This window comes from Limnohabitans sp., assembly GCF_023910625.1.
GTDB lineage: Bacteria > Pseudomonadota > Gammaproteobacteria > Burkholderiales > Burkholderiaceae_C > Limnohabitans_A.
On sequence record NZ_JAAVVW010000003.1, the window covers coordinates 1,001,534 to 1,018,987 of the forward strand.

Genomic DNA, 17,454 nt, shown 5'->3' on the forward strand with positions numbered 1-17,454 from the left:
CGCATGAACACCCCCACCCCGGTCAACGACCCCTTGTTGCTTTATGGAGAAAGCTTTGCCAGCCGCTTGATGCTGGGCACCTCACGTTACCCATCGCCCAGTGTGTTGATCGAAGCCATCGAGCAGTCAGCCCCCGCGATGCTCACGGCATCACTTCGGCGACAAACCGGCGGCGGCAACGAAGCCTCGCAAAGTTTCTGGAATCTGCTGCGCCAGGTCAATGTGCCGGTCTTGCCCAACACGGCCGGCTGCCACAGCGTGCAAGAAGCCATCACCACCGCCGAAATGGCCCGCGAAGTCTTTGCAACCAACTGGATCAAGCTTGAGCTGATCGGCGACGACTACACCCTGCAGCCCGACACTCTGAACCTGCCCGAGGCCGCAGCCGCGCTCATTCGTTCAGGCTTCAAGGTTTTGCCCTACACCACCGACGACCTGGTCTTGTGCCAACGTCTGGTCGACGTCGGTTGCCAGGCCGTCATGCCTTGGGCGGCCCCCATAGGCACCGGCAAAGGCCCGATCAACCCCCATGCCCTGCGCACCCTCAGAGAGCGCCTGGACGTGCCGATGATTGTGGACGCTGGTCTGGGGCTGCCCTCGCACGCCTGCCAAGTCATGGAATGGGGCTATGACGGCGTGCTGCTCAACACCGCCGTGGCGCTGGCCCAAAACCCGGCGCGCATGGCGCAGGCTTTTGCCAACGCCGTATCAGCAGGCCGAAACGCTTTCCTGGCAGGCACCATGCAAGCACAAGATAACGCCCAACCCAGCACACCGGTGCTGGGCACCCCTTTCTGGCATCAGACATGAACACCAGCACCGACATTGCACAGACCCTGGTTCGGCTTCATGCGGGCATGCTGGCTGGAGAACCCCGGACCGAAAACTTCGCATCCCAAGACCAGCAAGCCGGCTGGGACGCGGAACATGCCGGGGTGTTGCAAGCCTGCCGCTGGCTGGGCTTTTTAGAACACGATGCCCTGTGTGTGGCCCGGGCTTGGCACCAACAAAGTCAGCGTACCGGGCATTTTTCAACGACCGACTGGCCCACCGATCCGCAAGACTTTGGCATCCCGACCGGCCCCAGAGAACAGGCGTTTACCGCCTGCCCACGCGCCCTCGGCCTTTATGCGGTACTGCCTGATGCGCAATGGATCGCTCGCATGGCCCAAACCGGGGTCAAGACCCTTCAGTTGCGCTTCAAATCCGAGGACCAGAACGCCGTTCGACAAGAAGTGCGCAGCGCCATTCAAGCCGTGCAGGACACAAACACCCTGCTGTTCATCAATGACCACTGGCAAATCGCCATCGAAGAGGGGGCCTATGGCGTGCATCTGGGCCAAGAAGACCTCGAAGATGCGCCCCTGAAATCGCTTCGCCTGGCGGGTCTGCGCCTGGGACTGAGTACGCACGGCTATGCCGAAATGTGCCGCGCCGATGCCGCCAACCCCAGCTATCTGGCCTTGGGTGCGATCTTTCCGACCACCCTCAAACGCATGGCCACCGCACCACAAGGCCTGTCGCGCTTGAAAGCCTACGCCGCGCTGATGCGTCACCACCCGCTGGTGGCCATTGGCGGCATCGACGAGGCGCGCATCCCTGCGGTCATGCAAAGCGGTGTGGGCTCTATTGCCGTGGTACGGGCCATCACAGGATCGAGCCAACCAGAACAAGCTGTTCGCACCTTACAACAACTGATCGAAGGCAAACTTTAAAAAAACCTTCGGCACGCTCGCAAAACAGCCCCAAAATCACTCTATAATTACGAGCTGTTCCTCAATAGCTCAGTCGGTAGAGCGCCGGACTGTTAATCCGTAGGTCCCTGGTTCGAGCCCAGGTTGAGGAGCCAAAATCCAAATCAAGAAGGGTTGCGTGAAAACGGAACCCTTTTTTGTCTTCAGCCCAATCGAACAGTTGAGGTTTTAAGCCACGAGCTCTCTGGCCGACAAACGAACGGCAAGAGAACCCTCCCTCAACTCTGTGCCGCCAGACAATCGGCCGCCAGGACCACCAGATCGACACCGGCGATCAATGTGATGCGATTTTGCGCAGCAAATTCAGCGGCTTTGGCACTGACTTGCCCCAAGCTGATGCACACGCAATGGCTGGCCTCAAGGGCGTCGCGCTGAGCGACCAAATCGCGCAGGGGCTCAACGCCCATGGCGGCGGCTTTCCAGCGCTTGGCGCTGACCACCGTGAGTACACCCTTTTTTTCCAACTGCAGGTCAGCCGCGCCCTGCAAAGGGGTCACGGTGTATCCCTGACGGCTAAAGGTGCCTTCCAGCACGGCCGCAAAATCACGCCAGCCCATGCTGGAGAAGGCTTGCAAGGCTTTTTCGACCTTGGCAGGGCTGGGCAAATGGCGCTGTCGCCACAAAGCCATGCAGCCAATGACAAAAAACGGAAAGCCCCCCAACATGCCGACACCCGCATATTCTTTGGGTAACAAGGCCCCTGCCACCAAGGCGATCACGGCCACCAGTACAAAACTGATCCACCACGGCGAACGCAGCAACACCGCGAACAAGGACTTCTCTGACATTTTGAATTTCACAAACAACTCCCATCGGTCCTGGACACATCAGACTCACAGGGCTGGATTGTCTACGATCAAGCAAGAGGCCTTGCACGGCATGTGCTCTCGACCGGGGAGGGGCTGGGCGCGCCAGATCGTGATTGAATCGGGATTTTGAATTTGGCAAACGGTGGGGAGGCCAGAATGGTTCATTACTTTGACGAAGCCCGCGTGCAGCAGTTGCTGAGCGTACCCGAACTGCTGCAAGGCGTGCGTGAAGCCTTGGTGGCGCTCACGCTGGGCCAGGTGGTTCAGCCACTGCGCATGGTCATGCCCATGGGCGATGCCTCAAACGATGGCCTGCTGTTTTTAAAACCCGCGCAGCTGGGCGATGCGCTCAGCACCAAACTCATCACCCTGGTGCCTGGCAACGCCCAAAAAGGTTTGCCCACCTTGCTCAGCACCATCGTGCTGATGGACCCGGCCACTGGCCAAACCCTGGCGGTCATGGAGGGCAACACCGTCACCGCCATGCGCACCGCAGCGGCGTCTGCCGTGGCGGCAGATGCCTTGGTGCCGCGCACCCCGCAGGTGGTGGCCATGCTGGGCAGCGGCGTGCTGGCCCGCAGCCACGCGCAAATGCTGCGCGCGGTGCGTGAGGTGTCCGAGATTCGGGTGTGGAGCCCGAATGCGGCCAACGCGCAGCAGTGCGCACAAGACATCGGTGGCGTGGCTTGCGCCAGCGCCGAAGCCGCGGTGCGCGGGGCTGACATCGTGTGCACCGTGACCAATGCCAGCGAGCCGGTGCTGCAAGGCGCTTGGCTCAAGCCTGGGGCCTTTGTGGCCGCTGTGGGCGCGCCCCGCCCCACCTGGCGCGAGTTGGACGATGCGGCCATGAATAACTGGGTGGTGGCCGACCAACGCGAAGCCGCAGAGAAAGAATCGGGCGATGTGATGCTGTCAGGTGCGACCGTGGCTGCGGAAATCGGTGAGATTTTGTGCGGCCGCGTGGCGCCGCCGCCTGCGGGCACCACCATCGTTTTCAAATCACTGGGCCAAGCAGTCGAAGACACCGTGGCCGCACGCTTGGTGTACCGCGCGGCTTTGGCCGAAGGCTTTAGGCCATGAGCCACGCCGATGTGGTGATCGTGGGCAGCGGCGTGATGGGCGCAGCCACGGCCTATTGGTTGACCCGCTTGCAGCCGGGCCTCAAAGTCACGCTGGTCGAGTCAGACACGCGTTACGAAAAAGCTTCGTCCTCGCTGTCGGCCAGCTCGATCCGCCAGCAATTCACCTGCCCCGTCAACATCCGACTGAGCCAATTCGGCATCGCGTTTTTGCGCGAGGCCGAACAGCACTTGGGCCTGCCCGATCACCCGGTGGTGCTGGGTTTGCAAGAGCCCGGTTACCTTTACTTGGCTCAGCACGAACAAACGGCCGCGCTGCAAACCGCGCACCAGATCCAAAAGCAAGCCGGTGCCGATGTGGCTTTGTTTGGCCCCGAGGCCCTGCGCCAGCGCTACCCCTGGCTGAATGTGGACGATGTGGCACTGGGCAGCTTGGGCTTGAGCGGCGAGGGTTGGTTTGACGGCCCTGCCCTGCACCAAGCGTTTTTGAAAAAAGCCATGGCGCAAGGCGTGCAGCGCCTGCACGACCGGGTGGTGGGCCTGGACCACACGGCCACGCAAATCACCGCAGTGCGGCTGGCCAGTGGCGGCAGCTTGCCCTGTGGGCAGCTGGTGAATGCAGCAGGGCCTTGGGCCGGTGCCGTGGCGGCCATGGCCGGGGTGCACTTGCCTGTGGAGGCGGCGCGGCGCACGGTGTTTGTGCTGTCGTGTCCCGAGCCGCTGCCGCAATGCCCTTTGCTGATCGACCCCACAGGTTGGTGGCTGCGGCCCGAGGGCCGTTTTTTGATCACTGGCGCAGAACCATTGCACACCGAGGCCGACCTGCCGCTGGAGCCAAACTGGTCGGAATGGAACGACGAGCAATGGGCGTCACTCGCGCACCGCATTCCGGCGCTGGCGGCACTGCGGGTGGAGCGGGCTTGGGCGGGTTATTACGAGATGAACACCTTCGATCACAACGCCGTGATTGGCCCGCACCCTGAGCTTGGCAACCTGTATTTCATCAACGGCTTTTCGGGCCACGGCATGCAGCATGCAGCGGGTGCTGGTTTGGCGCTGGCCGAGTGGATGCTGCTGGGCCAAGCCAAAATCATCGATGTAAAAGAGTTGGGTTTTGAGCGCCTGGTGCAAAACCGCCCACTGCGCGAGCTGGCGGTGATCGGCTGAATCTATTGATCTTCGCGCGCCTCGATCAGCAGGCGCTGCACCACCGCACCACGGGTGCCTGCCACAACGCGGATGCGCAGGGCCGGACCGGCTTCGAGCACCACGCGGCAGTGGTAATCGAGCCCGTCGGTTTGCCCCGGGCAGTTGCTGGCAATGCGCCTGTGCCACTGCCGTTTGCCGTCGATCTCCAGCGTCAGTTCGTGCCAAGCCTCGGCGTTGTCTTCGGGCACGCGCACCAGCAAACTCACATCAATGTCAAAGCTGCGTGCGCGTTGGAGTGCGCCTGGAATATTCAATACGGCCACCGCATCGCCTCCCTCGGTGCGCCACAACTCGGGTTTTGCCTGGGCGGCCATGGCACTCAGGCTTTGAGCAAGGTGTTGAGTTCGCCGCTGTCGATCAGGCGGCGCAGGTCATCGGCCCCACCGACCAAAGTGCCGCGCACAAAGACCATGGGGAACGTGGGCCAGCCGGTCCACATCTTCAGCGCATTGCGCAAACGCCATTGTGAAAAGTAACTGCCGAACTCGATGTACTCGTGCGCCACGCCCGCTGCGGCCAACGCTTTTCGGGCTTTGCCCACAAAAGGGTTGCCCGACAAGCCTACCACCACCACAGTGTGCTGGGCAATGGCGCTTTGCACCTGTTCGATCACAGGCTGATGGTGTTCGGCAATGCGTTGGCGGATGGCCGGGTGGATGGCCGAATCGGCGAGAAGGGGTCGTGTCATGGGGTTCCTCAATTGAAAGCCATCATAGACTGCCAAGGCTGTCCGGTGCATGACTGCCCAAGCCGCCCACCGCCGCTTAAAGTCAAAGCATGATGCATTTTTATGAACCCCATCGGGGCCACGGTCTCAAGCACGACCCATTCAATTCGATTGTCGGTCCGCGCCCGATTGGCTGGGTGTCCAGCCGCAGCACCAGCGGTGTTTTGAACTTGGCGCCCTACAGTTTTTTCAATGCGTTCAATTACGTCCCGCCGGTGATTGGTTTTTCCAGCATTGGGCGCAAGGACTCTTTGAACAACATCGAAGCCACGGGCGAGTTTGTCTGGAATTTGGTCACCCGAGATCTGGCCGAGGTGATGAACCAGACCTGCGAGGCGGTGCCGCCCGAGGTGAGCGAGTTTGACCTGGCGGGCTTAACGCCCGAGCCTTCACGCATCGTCGGCGTGCCACGTGTGGCGCAAAGCCCGGTGAGCTTTGAATGCCGCTGCACACAAATTCTGCAACTGCAGGATCTGGAAGGTCAGATGGTCCAAACCTGGATGGTCTTTGGCCAGGTGGTCGGCATCCATATCGACCAGCGTCTGCTGCCTGGCGGGGTGTATGACACGGCCCGTGCGGGCCACATTTTGCGCGGCGGTGGCCCGGCCGATTACTTCAGCATCGGACCAGAGCAACTGTTCAAGATGTACCGCCCTGAAAGCGGTGCACGCGATCTGCCCAAGTAAAGCCCGCTGCTCAAGCTCTTCAACTTTGAGACCAAGACCTATCCATGACAACACCCCTCAAAGGCCACATCGCATGGATGACCGGCGGGGGCAATGGCATCGGGCTGACTGGCACGCTTGAGCGGGTCAATGCCGAGGACAGGGGTCAGGGGATTTTGTTTGTGGCCCCAATCCCTGCCAAACGTTCAACCCAAACCGATGAGCCAGCTGTTCAGTGACAGCGCACGGAACCGGCGCATCGGCATTGCGCTGGTGACGGTGACCACCTTGATGTTTGCCACGCTCGACGCATCGGCCAAGTGTCTGGTCGTGAGCCTGCCCGTGATGCAGGTGGTCTGGATGCGTTTTCTGACGCATTCGCTGTTTTCCATCGCGGTGTTTGCGCCCTCGGTCAAGGGCGATTTGCTGCGCTGGCGGCACCCGCGCTTGCAGCTGCTACGGGGCTTGATGCTGGCGGCCATGACCGGCTTGAACTTCTGGGCCTTGCAGTATTTGCAGCTGGCCGAGACCGGGGCCATTCAGTTTTCCGTGCCAATTTTGATCGCCCTGTTGTCGGCCTGGTGGCTGGGCGAGCGGCTGGACGCCAAACGATGGCTGGCGATTGCGATAGGTTTTGCAGGGGTGCTGGTCATCATCCGCCCCGGCAGCCAAGGCTTTCACCCGGCCATTTTGTTGTCGGAGCTCAATGCCATTTTATGCGCTCTTCAACATGATGACGCGCTACCTGGCCAGCAGCGAACACCCAGCCACCACGCAACTGACCTCGGCGGTGGTGGCCACCTTGGTGTTGACGCCTGTGGCGCTGTGGCAATGGCAAAACCCCGCCACACTGCTGGAGTGGTTCGTAATGGCGCTGGCCGGTTTGTGCGGCGGCATTGGCCACTACTTTGTGGCTTGTGCGCACCGCTATGCTTCGGCGGCGGTGTTGGGGCCGTTTTTGTACCAGCAAATCATTTACATGACCCTGATGGGTTGGCTGGTGTTTGACCAGGTGCCCGACCTGGCCGTGGTGCTGGGCGCCGTGGTGGTGGTGGCCAGCGGCCTGTATTTGCTGTGGCGCGAATTTCAAGGCCCGGGTGAGAAGTGAACAACCTGTGTTTGCGGCATTTGAAGAGATTGACCTTCGCCCCAGGCGCACATCCAAAAATTACTTCAAAATAGATCAAACCGCTGACTGACAGCCTCTGGGTCTTACGCCAATGAAACACACCTTCTGGATTGCGCTGTGCGCTGGATTGCTGACTTGGCCCCTGGCTTGGGCGCAGCCCGATCAGGCCCTGCCGACGCCCACCGTACAGCGCATCATGCAATCGGTCGTGAGCGTCCAGACCCGCAGCGACGAGCAGGCCAGCACTGCACGCACTCTGGGCCAACAAAGGCTCGGTTCAGGTGTGGTCATTGCCCCGAACACCGTGCTGACCATCGGCTACCTGCTGCTGGAAGCCACCACCGTGGACTTGATCGACCACCAGGGCCGAACCATCCCCGGACAGGTCAGGGCTGTGGATACCGCCAGCGGCTTGGGGCTGATCCGGGCTTTGGTGCCCTTGCGTCTGGAGGCCGTGCCCCTGGGCGACTCGGACGCCCTGCCCACCCCCGGCAAACTCTGGACGCTGGGTCAAAGGGAGTCCGAACTCACCGCCCTGGAGTTGGTGTCTCGTCGGCCTTTTGCGGCAGTGTGGGAGTATTGGCTAGAAGCGCCGCTGATGACCTTGCCCGCCGTGAACAACTGGAGCGGTGCCGGACTGTTTGACCAGCGTGGACAACTGGTGGGCATTGGCTCTTTGCTGGTGCAAGACGTGTTTGGCGACCAGTTGCCCCTGGCGGGCAACCTCTATGTCCCGGTCAATTTGATCAAGGACACCCTGCCGGACTTGTTGCGCCAGGGCAAACGTCTGGGGCCTGCACCGTCGTGGCTGGGCATCAGCAGCCAAGCTTTGCCCGGTGGCGGGTTGAGCGTGTTGCGGGTCTCACCCAACAGCCCGGCAGCACAAAGCGGCATCTTGGTGGGCGACACCCTGCTGGCCCTGCAAGGCCAGGCCCTGGACAACCTGCCCGACTTTTACCAGCGCCTGCGGGCACTGGGGCCAGCGGGCAGCAACCTGACATTGAGCATCCGTCGGCAAGGGCAAATTCGCCAAATTGACTTGGTCACCGCCGACCGGAACCAATCGCTCACGCGCCCCAGCAGCATTTGAGACCGCGACTGCGGTCACCCGGCCAGCACGGTCACTACAGGTGATAACCCCTAGAAAAGGCAGGGCATGGTGTCTTGCACAGGGGCTTTGAAAGCGTTATGGTCAAAAACTACTCTGGAGCTTCTTGATGTACCTCCACTCCCTGGACCTTGCCCTTCACCCACTCAGGGCATTTACAAGCGCTTGGCTGACGCTCATGTCCGCTTTTGGGCAAGGCATGAACCCGCAGGCCATGTCTTCGGGATCTGCCGACACCTCAGGCCATCAGGACGAATGCAAGCGGTCGCTGACCGAGGTGATTGAGACCCAGATCATCCCGCGCCTGGTCCAGGCGCATCGGGTGGCTGTGCCCGAGGCCAACGCACCCACTGAAGGCCCCGGCATATCACCCAAACAGCTTGCCACCTTTGTGGCCTTGAGCAAATCAAGCACCAACAGCGAAACCACGCAATTCATCGACGAACTGCTGCACCAGGGCGTGACCACCGACCGCCTTTTTCTGGAACTGATTGCCCCGGCCGCCCGACAACTGGGGGTGATGTGGGAACAAGACCTGTGCGACTTCACCGAAGTCACCTGCGGCTTGGTGCGTATGCACGAAATCACGCACCGCCTGGGCTTTGAATACCAAAACGGCCCGCAACTGGGGGGCGATGTGCAGCGCATCATGCTGGCTTCGGCTCCGGGCTCGCAACACTTTCTGGGCATGACCATCGTCTCCGATTTTTTCCGCAAAGCGGGCTGGGACGTCGTGATCGAGATATCGCTCAGCGAAAAAGAACTGATGCACGCGGTCAACAACGAGTGGTTTGACGTGATCGGCATCTCTTGCGCCACCGAAGCACAGCTCAAAACCCTGCCCGGTCTGATCCGCGCGCTCAAAGCCTCATCGGGCAACCCCGAACCGGGTGTCTTGCTGGGGGGTCCCATCTTCACGGTTCAGCAGCACGATGCCCGCAGCCTGGGCGCCGATGGCATCTGCATCGATGTGAAAGAGGCCGTGGCGCTGGCCGCTTCCTTCCGTTCAGGCCCTGCGGCGCGCGCCTGACACCAGGCTCTGGTGCGCCGCAGGGGGCAGGCGCACGTCGTTTTGCACGGTCAAGAGGCGCTGCCAATCGGTGGTGTACGCGGGGGTCTTGAAGTTTTGCTTCATCCCCCAAACCGGCTGTGCCCCAATGCCCCCCGCGCTGCCCAGCACCAGGCTGCCGCGTCCATAGCGGCGGTTGATTTGGTCCATGGCTTGCATCAGGCGGATGCGGTTTTCGGGCATGTCGGCATCCAGGTCCAGCGTCAGTTGTTGGCGGGTGGCCGGTTGCAGGTCCATCAGCATCACGCCAGCTTTGGCGTATGGGTAGCCGGGGCGGTAGATGTGTTTCAGGATGGCGCAGGCCGTTTGGGTGATGTGGGCGCTGTCGCTGGTGGGGCTGGGCAGGGGGATGCTGGCACTGCGGCTGTATTGGGGGTCTTTTTCTCGGAAGGGGCTGGTGCGGATGAAGGCCATCAGTTGGCCGGTGTGGCTGTTTTGTTTGCGCAGTTTTTCGGCGGCGCGGCAGGCAAATTCGGTGATGGCTTCTTGCAGTTCGTGCAGTTCGGTGATGGGCTGGCCAAAGCTGCGGGTGCAGGCGATTTGTTGTTTGGCCGGGGGTTCGTCTTCGAACTCGATGCAGGGGCACGCCGTTGAGTTCGCGCACGGTTTTTTCCAGCACGACGGACCATCCGGCTTTGGCGGCGGCCGGGTTCATGCGCTGCAGGTCGAGCGCGGTGTGGATGCCTTGGGCGCGCAGTTGTGCGCCCATGCGGGGGCCAACGCCCCACACCTCACCCACGTCGGTGGCTTGCAGCAGGGCGGCGAGTTCTTGCGGGCTGCATGCGCCCAGGTGGCAAATTTGCGCATGGTGGGCGGGGTAGCTGCCGGGTTTGCGTTCGGCGCTTTTGGCGAATCGCATTGGCCAGTTTTGCGAGGGTCTTGGTGGGGGCCGATGCCGATGCAGGTCGGGGATGCCGATCCATTGGTGGATGCGCCTGCGGATGGTGCGGGCGCGGCGCACCAGGTCACCGCGGATGCCGCTGAGGTCGACAAAGCTTTCGTCGATGGAGTAGACCTCTTGGTTGTGGCCCAAGGCCTGCGGCCAGGCTCATCATGCGGTCGCTCATGTCGCCGTAGAGCGCAAAGTTGGCCGAGAGGGCGACGAGTCCCGGCTTGCATCCTTCGAGGTGGCGGATCTTGAACCAGGGCGCGCCCATCTTGATGCCCAGCGCTTTGGCTTCGTCAGAGCGGGCAATGGCGCAGCCGTCGTTGTTGGAGAGGACGACGAGCGGGCGGTTTTGCAGCCAGGGCTGGAAGACGCGTTCGCAGCTGCAGTAGAAGTTGTTGCCGTCGATGAGGGCGAGCATGGGTTGAGTGAGGTGGGGGTGGGGGGCATGGGTCGCCGGATACTGTATGAATGAACAGTATACCGAGTAGGCACTGAAAACCCCGCATCACATACTTACAGACCTCCCAAGATTGCATGCCTCCTTGAATGCCTGCACAATCGACCTTTTTTTCAAGAGAACCTTTTAAGGAGCCCATCATGCAAAGCATAACCCTGGAGCAGCTGCGTGCTGCAAACGACGCCGGCGGTGTGTCGGGCGTGACCTTGAAGGGGCAAGGCGGGGCGTTTCTGGTTCAGATCGACACCCGCAGCGGCTCCAGTGCCCTGCTGTCAAAGGCCCGCAGCACCGAGCCGCGCCGCTTTGGCAATCCTTTGGCGGCCTTCAATGTGTTGCGTGAAATTGGCATCACAGTGGGCCATTTCGACGCGACCGACTACGACCCGGCCGACAAAGAACCGAGTGCGGGCAACCGAGGCAGGGCCAACGCCATGCGCGGCGCACACGAAGCCGCCGCCTATAACCAGTGGCTGGCCAGCGAAATCCAGGCATCGCTGGATGACCCGCGACAGAGCATTGCGCACGATGAAGTCATGGCCGACATGGCCGCCGAGCTGGATGCCTTGAGTCAGAAAATACGAGCATGACGCAGCCGATTTTTCGCGTTGAATGGCGTCCGATGGCCCGCGAAGACTTGCGCGCCATCGTGCGCTACATCGGCAAGGACAACCCCACGCGAGCCCAGAGCTTCGGCCAAGAATTGCGCGACAAAACCGGGATGCTGGCACAGCACCCACAGCTTGGCCGACAAGGCCGGCCGGGTTTGCCAGAATGGTTGCGCGAACTGGTGGTGCACCCGAACTACATCGTGTTTTACCGCGTGCTGACCGAGAGCCGAACCGTCGAAATTTTGCGGGTGAAACACGCAGCACAACGAATGCCGTGAGGGGCGTGCCCTCTTCTTTTTCACCTATCGCCATGAGGCGCGTCGTTGCCCAAAGCGCAGCGTCCGCGCAAAGCATGTTGCCAATCCCCTTCAGCAACAGGTCATTGCCCATCTTCAGCGGGTACCTTCTTTGCCTCATGTGCTTGAATTGGTTTTTTTTCTTCTGCCTCTTCCAATTCACATGATCAACGCCCCCACCCAACAAGCACTTTTGGCCATCATGGTTCACGCCGCCATGGCCGATGGCGACAAGTCTCAAGCCGAGCGCGACTTTGTGCGCGACCTGTCTTTGCAGCTCGACGAGCAAGGCGGTGCCAAGCAACTGGCCCAAGCCGTGCAGGCGGCGCTGTTGGGGCGTTTGTCAGCGCAGCAAGCCGCCGCGCAACTGCAAGACCCGATGCACCGCCAACTGGCCTATGAATGGGCCACCGCCGTGTGCCATGCCGACGGCTTGTGCAGCCCGGCTGAAGCCGCGTTTTTGCAGCGCCTCAAAACCGACCTGCAAATGGGCAAGTCCGAAGCCGAGCCCGAGGCCACAACGCACACCCAGGCCTTGGCCCGAGCCGCTTATGCCGAAGAAGCCGCCGCACCGCTGCACGCCCCGGCCGCCGTCGCTGCCCAGCCCAGTGCACCTACCGCCCCCACCGCACTTGCTGCAGCCCCCGCTGCGCCTGCCGTAGACAACGCCGCCATCGACCGCTCCATCCTCAACTACGCCATCTTGAACGGCGCACTGGAGTTGCTGCCCCAGTCGTGGGCGTCCATGGCCATCATTCCGCTGCAAATCAAAATGGTTTACCGCATGGGCCAGGCCCATGGCGTGTCACTCGACCAAGGCCACATCAAAGAGTTCATTGCCGCTGCGGGCGTGGGCCTGACTTCGCAATACATCGAAGAGTTTGGCCGCAAGCTATTGGGTGGTTTGATCGGCAAGGCTGGCGGCAAACTGCTGGGTGGCCTGACCAGCCAAGCCACGGGCATGGCGTTTTCGTTTGCCAGCACCTACGCGCTCGGCCATTTGGCCAAACGCTATTACGCAGGCGGTCGCGTCATGTCCACCGACTTGCTGCGACAAACCTACCAAGGCCTTTTGGGCAGTGGCAAAACACTGCAACAACAGCACTTGGGTGACATCCGGGCCCGCGCGTCCACTTTGGACGCAGGCGAGGTGATGCGCATGGTCCGGGGCTGAGTGAGCGACCCACATCGGGCACACCGGTCACACCACCGAAGACTTCACCTCCTGCGGGCGTGCGCCAGCGGACCGACGTCTGGGCCCTGCCTTTGCTTTAATAAGCCCTCACACCCTCTTTTCAAGCGAGTTTTTATGCGCTGGTTTTTTTCTGTTCTGTTTCTTTTTTGTGGAGCTGCCATGGCCGTTGAAGAACCGCGTTACACGGTGCTGGTCTCTGAGCCACCTTTTGAGGTGCGCCGCTACGCCGCCTTCACGGTGGCGCAAACCCAAATCACTGGCGACTTTGACGCTGCCAGCCGCAACGGCTTTCGGCGCATCGCGTCTTATATTTTTGGCGACAACGTCCAGGCCGAGGTGGGCGCTCAGCGCAAGATCTCGATGACAGCACCCGTCACCGTTGCCCCCGAGTCAGAGGGTTGGCGCGTGCACTTTGTGATGCCATCTGCCGAAAGCATGCAAACCTTGCCCAAGCCACTGAACCCCCAGATTCAGCTGCGCCCTGTGGCCGAGCACGAGACGGTGGCCGTGCGCTTTAGTGGTTTCACCACGCAGACCAGCATTCAAGAGCAAACTGAGCGGCTAAAGGCTTGGGCCAAAACCAAAAACCTCAAGCTCAGCCCCACGGCCCAAGTGGCCCGCTACGACGATCCGTTCACCTTGCCGTGGAACCGCCGCAACGAGATCTTGATTGACCTGATGCCCTGAAAGCGACTGGGCCCACGCGGCTTCATAAGCAGATGCTCGAGCCCCGAGCATCTGCTGCCTCCCTCATCAGCAATGATTCAGTCAACTAATTTTTTGCTAGTACAATTAATTCATGTTGACCGTCCACGAAACCCCAGAGTTCATCGCTTGGTCAGCCAAGGTTTGGGCTGATTCCGAACGGTTTGAGTTCATTGCGTGGATCAGCGAAAACCCAATGGCTGGAGATGTGATTCCTGGGGCTGGTCCCTTGCGAAAAGTACGGTGGACACGCCAAGGCATGGGCAAGAGCGGCGGTGCTAGGGTGATTTATTTCAACCGCTTGTCCAACGGAGAGATCGTTCTTTTGTTGGTTTACGCCAAAGCCAAATTTGACAACCTGAGACCTGAACTGCTGCTGAAACTGAAGGAGCGATTCGATGCCTAAATCCAAAACCACTCAAGCGGCCCCTGTGGACCCCGAAATGCTCGAATTTGAAGCGGCGCTGCTGCGCTCGGTCGATCAGGCGCTCAAGGGTGAACTGGCCGCAAGCCACACGCCTCAAGCAATTCGGGCGCGTGGTGCAGGCCGCCCCGTGGGCAGCGTCAAGCCAGACCGCAAAGTGCCCACCACCATCCGCTTGTCGCCCGAGGTGTCGTCGGCTTTTCGTGCCACCGGTCATGGTTGGCAGACCCGCATTGATGCCGCGCTCAAGGATTGGCTGCGCACGCATTCACCATCGGCTGAAGCCGGACATTGAGCCTGGCCAAACAACGACCACCCAACACGACTTGATGCCCTGAAAGCGACTGGGATCAATCGCCCGGTGCGGCCTGTGCCGCAGGCGGTCTGTTGTAGCCTTGGGCGATGGTCACACAATCTTGCAGCCGTGACAGGGCGCATTCGAAAAAAACTCATTCAAGCACAGCTTGAAGCCTTGCCCGCACCGCGCAGTGACGACGTGTTGTGCCCACTTTGCGAGCGCCCCATTCCGCCCAGCCAACAAGATGCGCACCATCTGGTGCCCAAGTCACATGGGGGCGCGCACACCGTGCTGCTGCACCGCATTTGCCACCGCCAGATCCATGCGCTGTTCACCGAGACCGAATTGGCCCGCACCTATGCCACGGTCGACGCCTTGAAGCAGCCCGAAGAAATGGCCCGCTTCATCCGTTGGGTGCAAACCAAACCCAACGCATTTTTTGAAAAAAGCCGCAAGAGCCAACGGCTCCAAAACCGGCACTGAACCCTGCCCACCACCATGCCTTTATCCATGCCCACACAGCCCACGCCCAGCCGGATCGAACTGAAAGACTTTCACCTGGCCACCCGCATCGGCACCTATGCGCCTGGCGACACCGTGCCCGAGTACCACGCGCTGGACTTGACGCTGTGGATTGACCCCGATCTGGTGCTGATCGCCCAAGACGGCATGGCGCATGTGTTCGATTACGACCCTTTGGTGATCGAGATCGAACGGCTGGCGGCAGATGGGCTGTATGAAACCCAAGAACGGCTGATGACGCGCATCGTGCAGGCCTGCGCGGCTTACCCAGCCATCGAGGCGCTTGAGATGGCTCTGCGCAAATTCCCGGTGCGTACGGGCAGCGGTTCTTTGGGCGTGCGTTTGGTGGTGGACGGCGCACAACTGCAGCGCATGCGAGACGACCGGGGCTGAAAGCATTCAGGGCGTGAGCCACTCCCAACTGTTAGCGCTCAGCTGCGCCCGGCGGTGCCCGTCGCGCGACAGCTCCAGCCAGTCCATCTGAAGCACTTGCGCACGCAGCAAGGCAAAGCTGTGTGTGGGCGCGGAGGCGCTGGCCTTGGTTGCATCTGCCGTGCCACTGCCTGGTGGCAACACCGCCCCCGGCGGCCGTGGCGACAAATAATCACCCGCAGCCGCCGACTGCTTGACCCCTTGCCAAAGCGCATCAACCTCCGGCCCAGCGGTAATAACCGAGCAGGCCACGCGCACCCGTAATTGCCAGCTCAAACGCGCACTCCAAAACACCAGAACCGCTGAAGCTTGTGATTGCAGTTGAGCCACTTTGGGGCTGCGGCTGTCGGTGTAAAAAGTCAGTTGCCCGACTACAGCGTCCACCTGCCGCAGCACCACGGTGCGTGCATCGGGCAAGCCGTCTGCGTCGGCAGAGGCGAGCACCGGCGTGCGCCATTCGTGGTGCCGGTCCAGACTGGCCCGGGCCAGTTCTTTCCAAATTTGCAGGCGAATTTCTTCGGGCGTTTGCAGGTGGATTTTCATGATGATGGGGTTAGGTTGCGTTGGGGTGCCTTGGGTAGGGGCTTCAACCGAATGGTCTGACATGTCGTTGGGGCTCACAACAACACAATGTCCACACTGTGCGTGAGCACCGGGCGGCACAAAATCTTGTAGCCATCGGCATCAAAGTTGGCGGCTACTTGGCTGGCCGTTTGGCTCAGTTGGCGGGCCGCTTCGGGGGTGGGGGCGCTGCCCAGATAGCACCAGTGCTTCACCACGTGGATTTGCGTGAGTTCGGCATCACGTTCCACCAAACCCACCGCGCCCGGATAAGGCCAACATTCCACACGCATCGCCAGCAGGCTGGTGAACAGGCGCTCGCGGTGGGCCTCGGGGGTTTCGTCGCCCCGGCACACACCCGCACATTGGCGGATGGCGGCCCTGAAGCAAGCTTTGCCTAGGGGCAATTTTTCGAGGCCCAGCGGGCCATAGCAAAGCTTGTTTTGGTCAGCGATGGCGCGCAGCGCACCGAGTGCGGCGTGGCGGCTGGCGTACAGGCCATACAGCTCGGGCTGGCTGGCAAAGTCGATGTCGCGGGCATAGACCACTTGCGGCACTTCGCCCGTCAGTTGCAGGCTGCACAACTGCTGGTTGCGGCGTAGTTTTTGGTTGAACAAGGGGTGCTGGGCCTTGATCATTTGCGCCTCCAGCAGCAGCGCGCCGATCTCGCCCGCCGTGCGGATGTGGCTGATGCGTTGGGTTTGGCGCAGCATGCGCGCCTCGTCGGGCGTGCGCAGGTGCGACAGCAGCCGGGCGCGGATGTTGATGCTTTTGCCGATGTACAGCGGCAAGTCGCCTTCTTGGCCGTGGAAGATGTAAACACCCGCCCCGGTGGGCGCGTCTTCGATGGCGCCCCGCAGATGCTGGGGGTATTCGTAGACGCGCTCGGCCTCGAAGTCATCGCGGCGGCGGCGGGGGGAAATGCTGGCCATGTCAGGTTCGATCAGATCAGGTGGCGTGTTGGTGGATGGTCGCCACCACCACGCCCCAGATGTCCACACTTTGGCCGTCTTTGGGCACGATGTCGAGGTAGTCGGGGTGGGCTGCTTGCAAGCGCAGGCCCTCGCTTGGCAGGCGCAGGATTTTGCAAGTGAAGTCGCCGTCGATCACGGCCAGCACGATCTGGCCATCGGCCGGGGTGATGGCGCGGTCCACCAGCACGACAGAGCCATCCAAGATGCCCACATCGCGCATGCTTTCGCCGCGTACGCGGATGTAAAACGTGGCCTGTGGGTGCTTGACCAGCTGCTGCATGAGGTCGATGCGCTCGACCTGGTGGTCTTCAGCGGGCGACGGGAAACCCGCTGCAATACTGGCGGGCAAGGCCTGCAGCCACCAGTTTCCGGGGGGCAGGGCTTGGGGGGTGTCTGGGGTATGCATGAGGGACGCTTTGGCTGCAGGAGTGGCAATGGAGAGATCAAAATACTGTTTATATTTACAGTATACTGACCTGGTCATGCTTCCTGCAGTTGCCTGACATTTTTGTTGATTTACGCCCCGGACCTTGCGGCTCGGGGC

At 61.2% G+C, this 17,454-nt stretch carries 25 protein-coding genes, 1 tRNA gene and 1 pseudogene; 19 read left to right on the forward strand and 8 right to left on the reverse strand.

Annotated features, from left to right (window positions below):
- Nucleotides 1-3 precede the first annotated feature (3 nt).
- The 3 genes from HEQ17_RS07900 to HEQ17_RS07910 all read left to right on the forward strand — a co-directional run bounded on the left by HEQ17_RS07900 (nt 4) and on the right by HEQ17_RS07910 (nt 1,849).
- Nucleotides 4-810, forward strand: a complete 807-nt coding sequence (locus HEQ17_RS07900; protein ID WP_296292228.1) for a thiazole synthase — start codon at nt 4-6, stop codon at nt 808-810.
- The gene (thiE, locus tag HEQ17_RS07905) at nt 807-1,715 is read left to right on the forward strand and encodes a thiamine phosphate synthase (RefSeq protein WP_296292229.1); all 909 of its coding nucleotides are present in this window, start codon (nt 807-809) and stop codon (nt 1,713-1,715) included. The genes HEQ17_RS07900 and thiE overlap by 4 nt, the downstream gene beginning before the upstream one ends.
- Nucleotides 1,716-1,773: 58 nt before the next feature.
- A tRNA-Asn gene (locus tag HEQ17_RS07910) sits at nt 1,774-1,849 on the forward strand.
- A 123-nt stretch (nt 1,850-1,972) separates the two neighbouring features.
- Here the strand turns inward: HEQ17_RS07910 and HEQ17_RS07915 are convergent.
- On the reverse strand, nt 1,973-2,542 hold the full coding sequence (locus HEQ17_RS07915; RefSeq protein WP_296292230.1) for a restriction endonuclease: 570 nt from the start codon (nt 2,540-2,542) through the stop codon (nt 1,973-1,975).
- A 177-nt stretch (nt 2,543-2,719) separates the two neighbouring features.
- Here HEQ17_RS07915 and HEQ17_RS07920 point away from each other — a divergent pair, with 177 nt between their 5' ends.
- Together HEQ17_RS07920 and HEQ17_RS07925 are read left to right on the forward strand one after the other, a co-directional pair.
- Nucleotides 2,720-3,643: an ornithine cyclodeaminase family protein gene (locus HEQ17_RS07920; protein WP_296292231.1), complete on the forward strand. Its 924-nt coding sequence runs from the start codon at nt 2,720-2,722 to the stop codon at nt 3,641-3,643.
- Nucleotides 3,640-4,809 (forward strand): FAD-binding oxidoreductase, encoded by a 1,170-nt coding sequence (locus HEQ17_RS07925; protein WP_296292232.1) that lies wholly within the window; start codon nt 3,640-3,642, stop codon nt 4,807-4,809. The genes HEQ17_RS07920 and HEQ17_RS07925 overlap by 4 nt, the downstream gene beginning before the upstream one ends.
- Nucleotides 4,810-4,811: 2 nt before the next feature.
- On the opposite strand, the gene HEQ17_RS07930 is transcribed toward HEQ17_RS07925, so the two are convergent.
- Nucleotides 4,812-5,165: a hypothetical protein gene (locus tag HEQ17_RS07930; RefSeq protein ID WP_296292233.1), complete on the reverse strand. Its 354-nt coding sequence runs from the start codon at nt 5,163-5,165 to the stop codon at nt 4,812-4,814.
- Between the two features lie 5 nt (nt 5,166-5,170).
- Nucleotides 5,171-5,539 carry a glutaredoxin domain-containing protein gene (locus tag HEQ17_RS07935; RefSeq protein ID WP_296292234.1) on the reverse strand — a complete coding sequence of 123 codons (369 nt, stop codon included), beginning with the start codon at nt 5,537-5,539 and terminating at the stop codon, nt 5,171-5,173.
- 89 nt (nt 5,540-5,628) lie between these two features.
- On the opposite strand from HEQ17_RS07935, the gene HEQ17_RS07940 reads away from it, so the two are divergent.
- The 5 genes and pseudogenes from HEQ17_RS07940 (at nt 5,629) to HEQ17_RS07960 (ending at nt 9,510) form a co-directional block, all read left to right on the forward strand.
- Entirely contained in the window at nt 5,629-6,264 is a 636-nt protein-coding gene (locus HEQ17_RS07940; RefSeq protein WP_296292235.1) for a flavin reductase family protein, read from the forward strand.
- 270 nt (nt 6,265-6,534) lie between these two features.
- Nucleotides 6,535-6,840 (forward strand): annotated as a pseudogene (locus HEQ17_RS15990) (EamA family transporter); the annotation flags it as partial.
- Nucleotides 6,841-6,949: 109 nt separating this feature from the next.
- The gene (locus HEQ17_RS07950) at nt 6,950-7,351 is read left to right on the forward strand and encodes an EamA family transporter (protein WP_296292237.1); all 402 of its coding nucleotides are present in this window, start codon (nt 6,950-6,952) and stop codon (nt 7,349-7,351) included.
- A gap of 112 nt (nt 7,352-7,463) precedes the next feature.
- Complete coding sequence (locus HEQ17_RS07955; protein WP_296292238.1) at nt 7,464-8,462, forward strand: S1C family serine protease; 999 nt, start codon at nt 7,464-7,466, stop codon at nt 8,460-8,462.
- Nucleotides 8,463-8,658: 196 nt separating this feature from the next.
- The gene (locus HEQ17_RS07960) at nt 8,659-9,510 is read left to right on the forward strand and encodes a B12-binding domain-containing protein (protein WP_296292239.1); all 852 of its coding nucleotides are present in this window, start codon (nt 8,659-8,661) and stop codon (nt 9,508-9,510) included.
- Here the strand turns inward: HEQ17_RS07960 and HEQ17_RS15995 are convergent.
- Nucleotides 9,487-10,050 carry a DUF4113 domain-containing protein gene (locus HEQ17_RS15995; RefSeq protein ID WP_366938058.1) on the reverse strand — a complete coding sequence of 188 codons (564 nt, stop codon included), beginning with the start codon at nt 10,048-10,050 and terminating at the stop codon, nt 9,487-9,489. The two genes, HEQ17_RS07960 and HEQ17_RS15995, sit on opposite strands and share 24 nt — an antisense overlap.
- Between HEQ17_RS15995 and HEQ17_RS16000 the strand changes: the two genes are divergently transcribed.
- A complete protein-coding gene (locus HEQ17_RS16000; protein WP_366938032.1) occupies nt 9,967-10,143 on the forward strand; it encodes a hypothetical protein in 177 nt (58 codons plus the stop codon). The two genes, HEQ17_RS15995 and HEQ17_RS16000, sit on opposite strands and share 84 nt — an antisense overlap.
- A gap of 371 nt (nt 10,144-10,514) precedes the next feature.
- Here the strand turns inward: HEQ17_RS16000 and HEQ17_RS16005 are convergent, their stop codons facing one another.
- A complete protein-coding gene (locus HEQ17_RS16005; RefSeq protein WP_366938033.1) occupies nt 10,515-10,856 on the reverse strand; it encodes a hypothetical protein in 342 nt (113 codons plus the stop codon).
- A 179-nt stretch (nt 10,857-11,035) separates the two neighbouring features.
- Between HEQ17_RS16005 and HEQ17_RS07970 the strand changes: the two genes are divergently transcribed.
- The 8 genes from HEQ17_RS07970 (at nt 11,036) to HEQ17_RS08005 (ending at nt 15,336) form a co-directional block, all read left to right on the forward strand.
- Nucleotides 11,036-11,482, forward strand: coding sequence for a hypothetical protein (locus tag HEQ17_RS07970; RefSeq protein WP_296292240.1), 447 nt, complete (start codon nt 11,036-11,038; stop codon nt 11,480-11,482).
- Nucleotides 11,479-11,781 (forward strand): type II toxin-antitoxin system RelE/ParE family toxin, encoded by a 303-nt coding sequence (locus HEQ17_RS07975; protein WP_296292241.1) that lies wholly within the window; start codon nt 11,479-11,481, stop codon nt 11,779-11,781. Before HEQ17_RS07970 ends, HEQ17_RS07975 begins: the two co-directional genes overlap by 4 nt.
- A 181-nt stretch (nt 11,782-11,962) precedes the next feature.
- Complete coding sequence (locus tag HEQ17_RS07980; RefSeq protein WP_296292242.1) at nt 11,963-12,973, forward strand: DUF533 domain-containing protein; 1,011 nt, start codon at nt 11,963-11,965, stop codon at nt 12,971-12,973.
- A gap of 180 nt (nt 12,974-13,153) precedes the next feature.
- Nucleotides 13,154-13,681, forward strand: coding sequence for a heme-binding protein (locus tag HEQ17_RS07985; protein ID WP_296292243.1), 528 nt, complete (start codon nt 13,154-13,156; stop codon nt 13,679-13,681).
- Between the two features lie 112 nt (nt 13,682-13,793).
- On the forward strand, nt 13,794-14,105 hold the full coding sequence (locus HEQ17_RS07990) for a transcriptional regulator (RefSeq protein ID WP_296292244.1): 312 nt from the start codon (nt 13,794-13,796) through the stop codon (nt 14,103-14,105).
- A complete protein-coding gene (locus HEQ17_RS07995; RefSeq protein ID WP_296292245.1) occupies nt 14,098-14,418 on the forward strand; it encodes a BrnA antitoxin family protein in 321 nt (106 codons plus the stop codon). Before HEQ17_RS07990 ends, HEQ17_RS07995 begins: the two co-directional genes overlap by 8 nt.
- Nucleotides 14,419-14,547: 129 nt before the next feature.
- Nucleotides 14,548-14,904 carry an HNH endonuclease signature motif containing protein gene (locus HEQ17_RS08000; protein ID WP_296292246.1) on the forward strand — a complete coding sequence of 119 codons (357 nt, stop codon included), beginning with the start codon at nt 14,548-14,550 and terminating at the stop codon, nt 14,902-14,904.
- A 15-nt stretch (nt 14,905-14,919) separates the two neighbouring features.
- Nucleotides 14,920-15,336: a dihydroneopterin aldolase gene (locus tag HEQ17_RS08005; protein WP_296292247.1), complete on the forward strand. Its 417-nt coding sequence runs from the start codon at nt 14,920-14,922 to the stop codon at nt 15,334-15,336.
- Between the two features lie 6 nt (nt 15,337-15,342).
- Here the strand turns inward: HEQ17_RS08005 and HEQ17_RS08010 are convergent, their stop codons facing one another.
- From HEQ17_RS08010 to umuD, 3 genes are all read right to left on the reverse strand, one after another.
- Complete coding sequence (locus tag HEQ17_RS08010; RefSeq protein WP_296292248.1) at nt 15,343-15,918, reverse strand: pyridoxamine 5'-phosphate oxidase family protein; 576 nt, start codon at nt 15,916-15,918, stop codon at nt 15,343-15,345.
- Nucleotides 15,919-15,992: 74 nt separating this feature from the next.
- Nucleotides 15,993-16,868 carry an excinuclease Cho gene (cho, locus tag HEQ17_RS08015; RefSeq protein ID WP_296292249.1) on the reverse strand — a complete coding sequence of 292 codons (876 nt, stop codon included), beginning with the start codon at nt 16,866-16,868 and terminating at the stop codon, nt 15,993-15,995.
- Nucleotides 16,869-16,884: 16 nt separating this feature from the next.
- Nucleotides 16,885-17,316: a translesion error-prone DNA polymerase V autoproteolytic subunit gene (umuD, locus tag HEQ17_RS08020; protein ID WP_296292250.1), complete on the reverse strand. Its 432-nt coding sequence runs from the start codon at nt 17,314-17,316 to the stop codon at nt 16,885-16,887.
- Between the last annotated feature and the right edge of the window lie 138 nt (nt 17,317-17,454).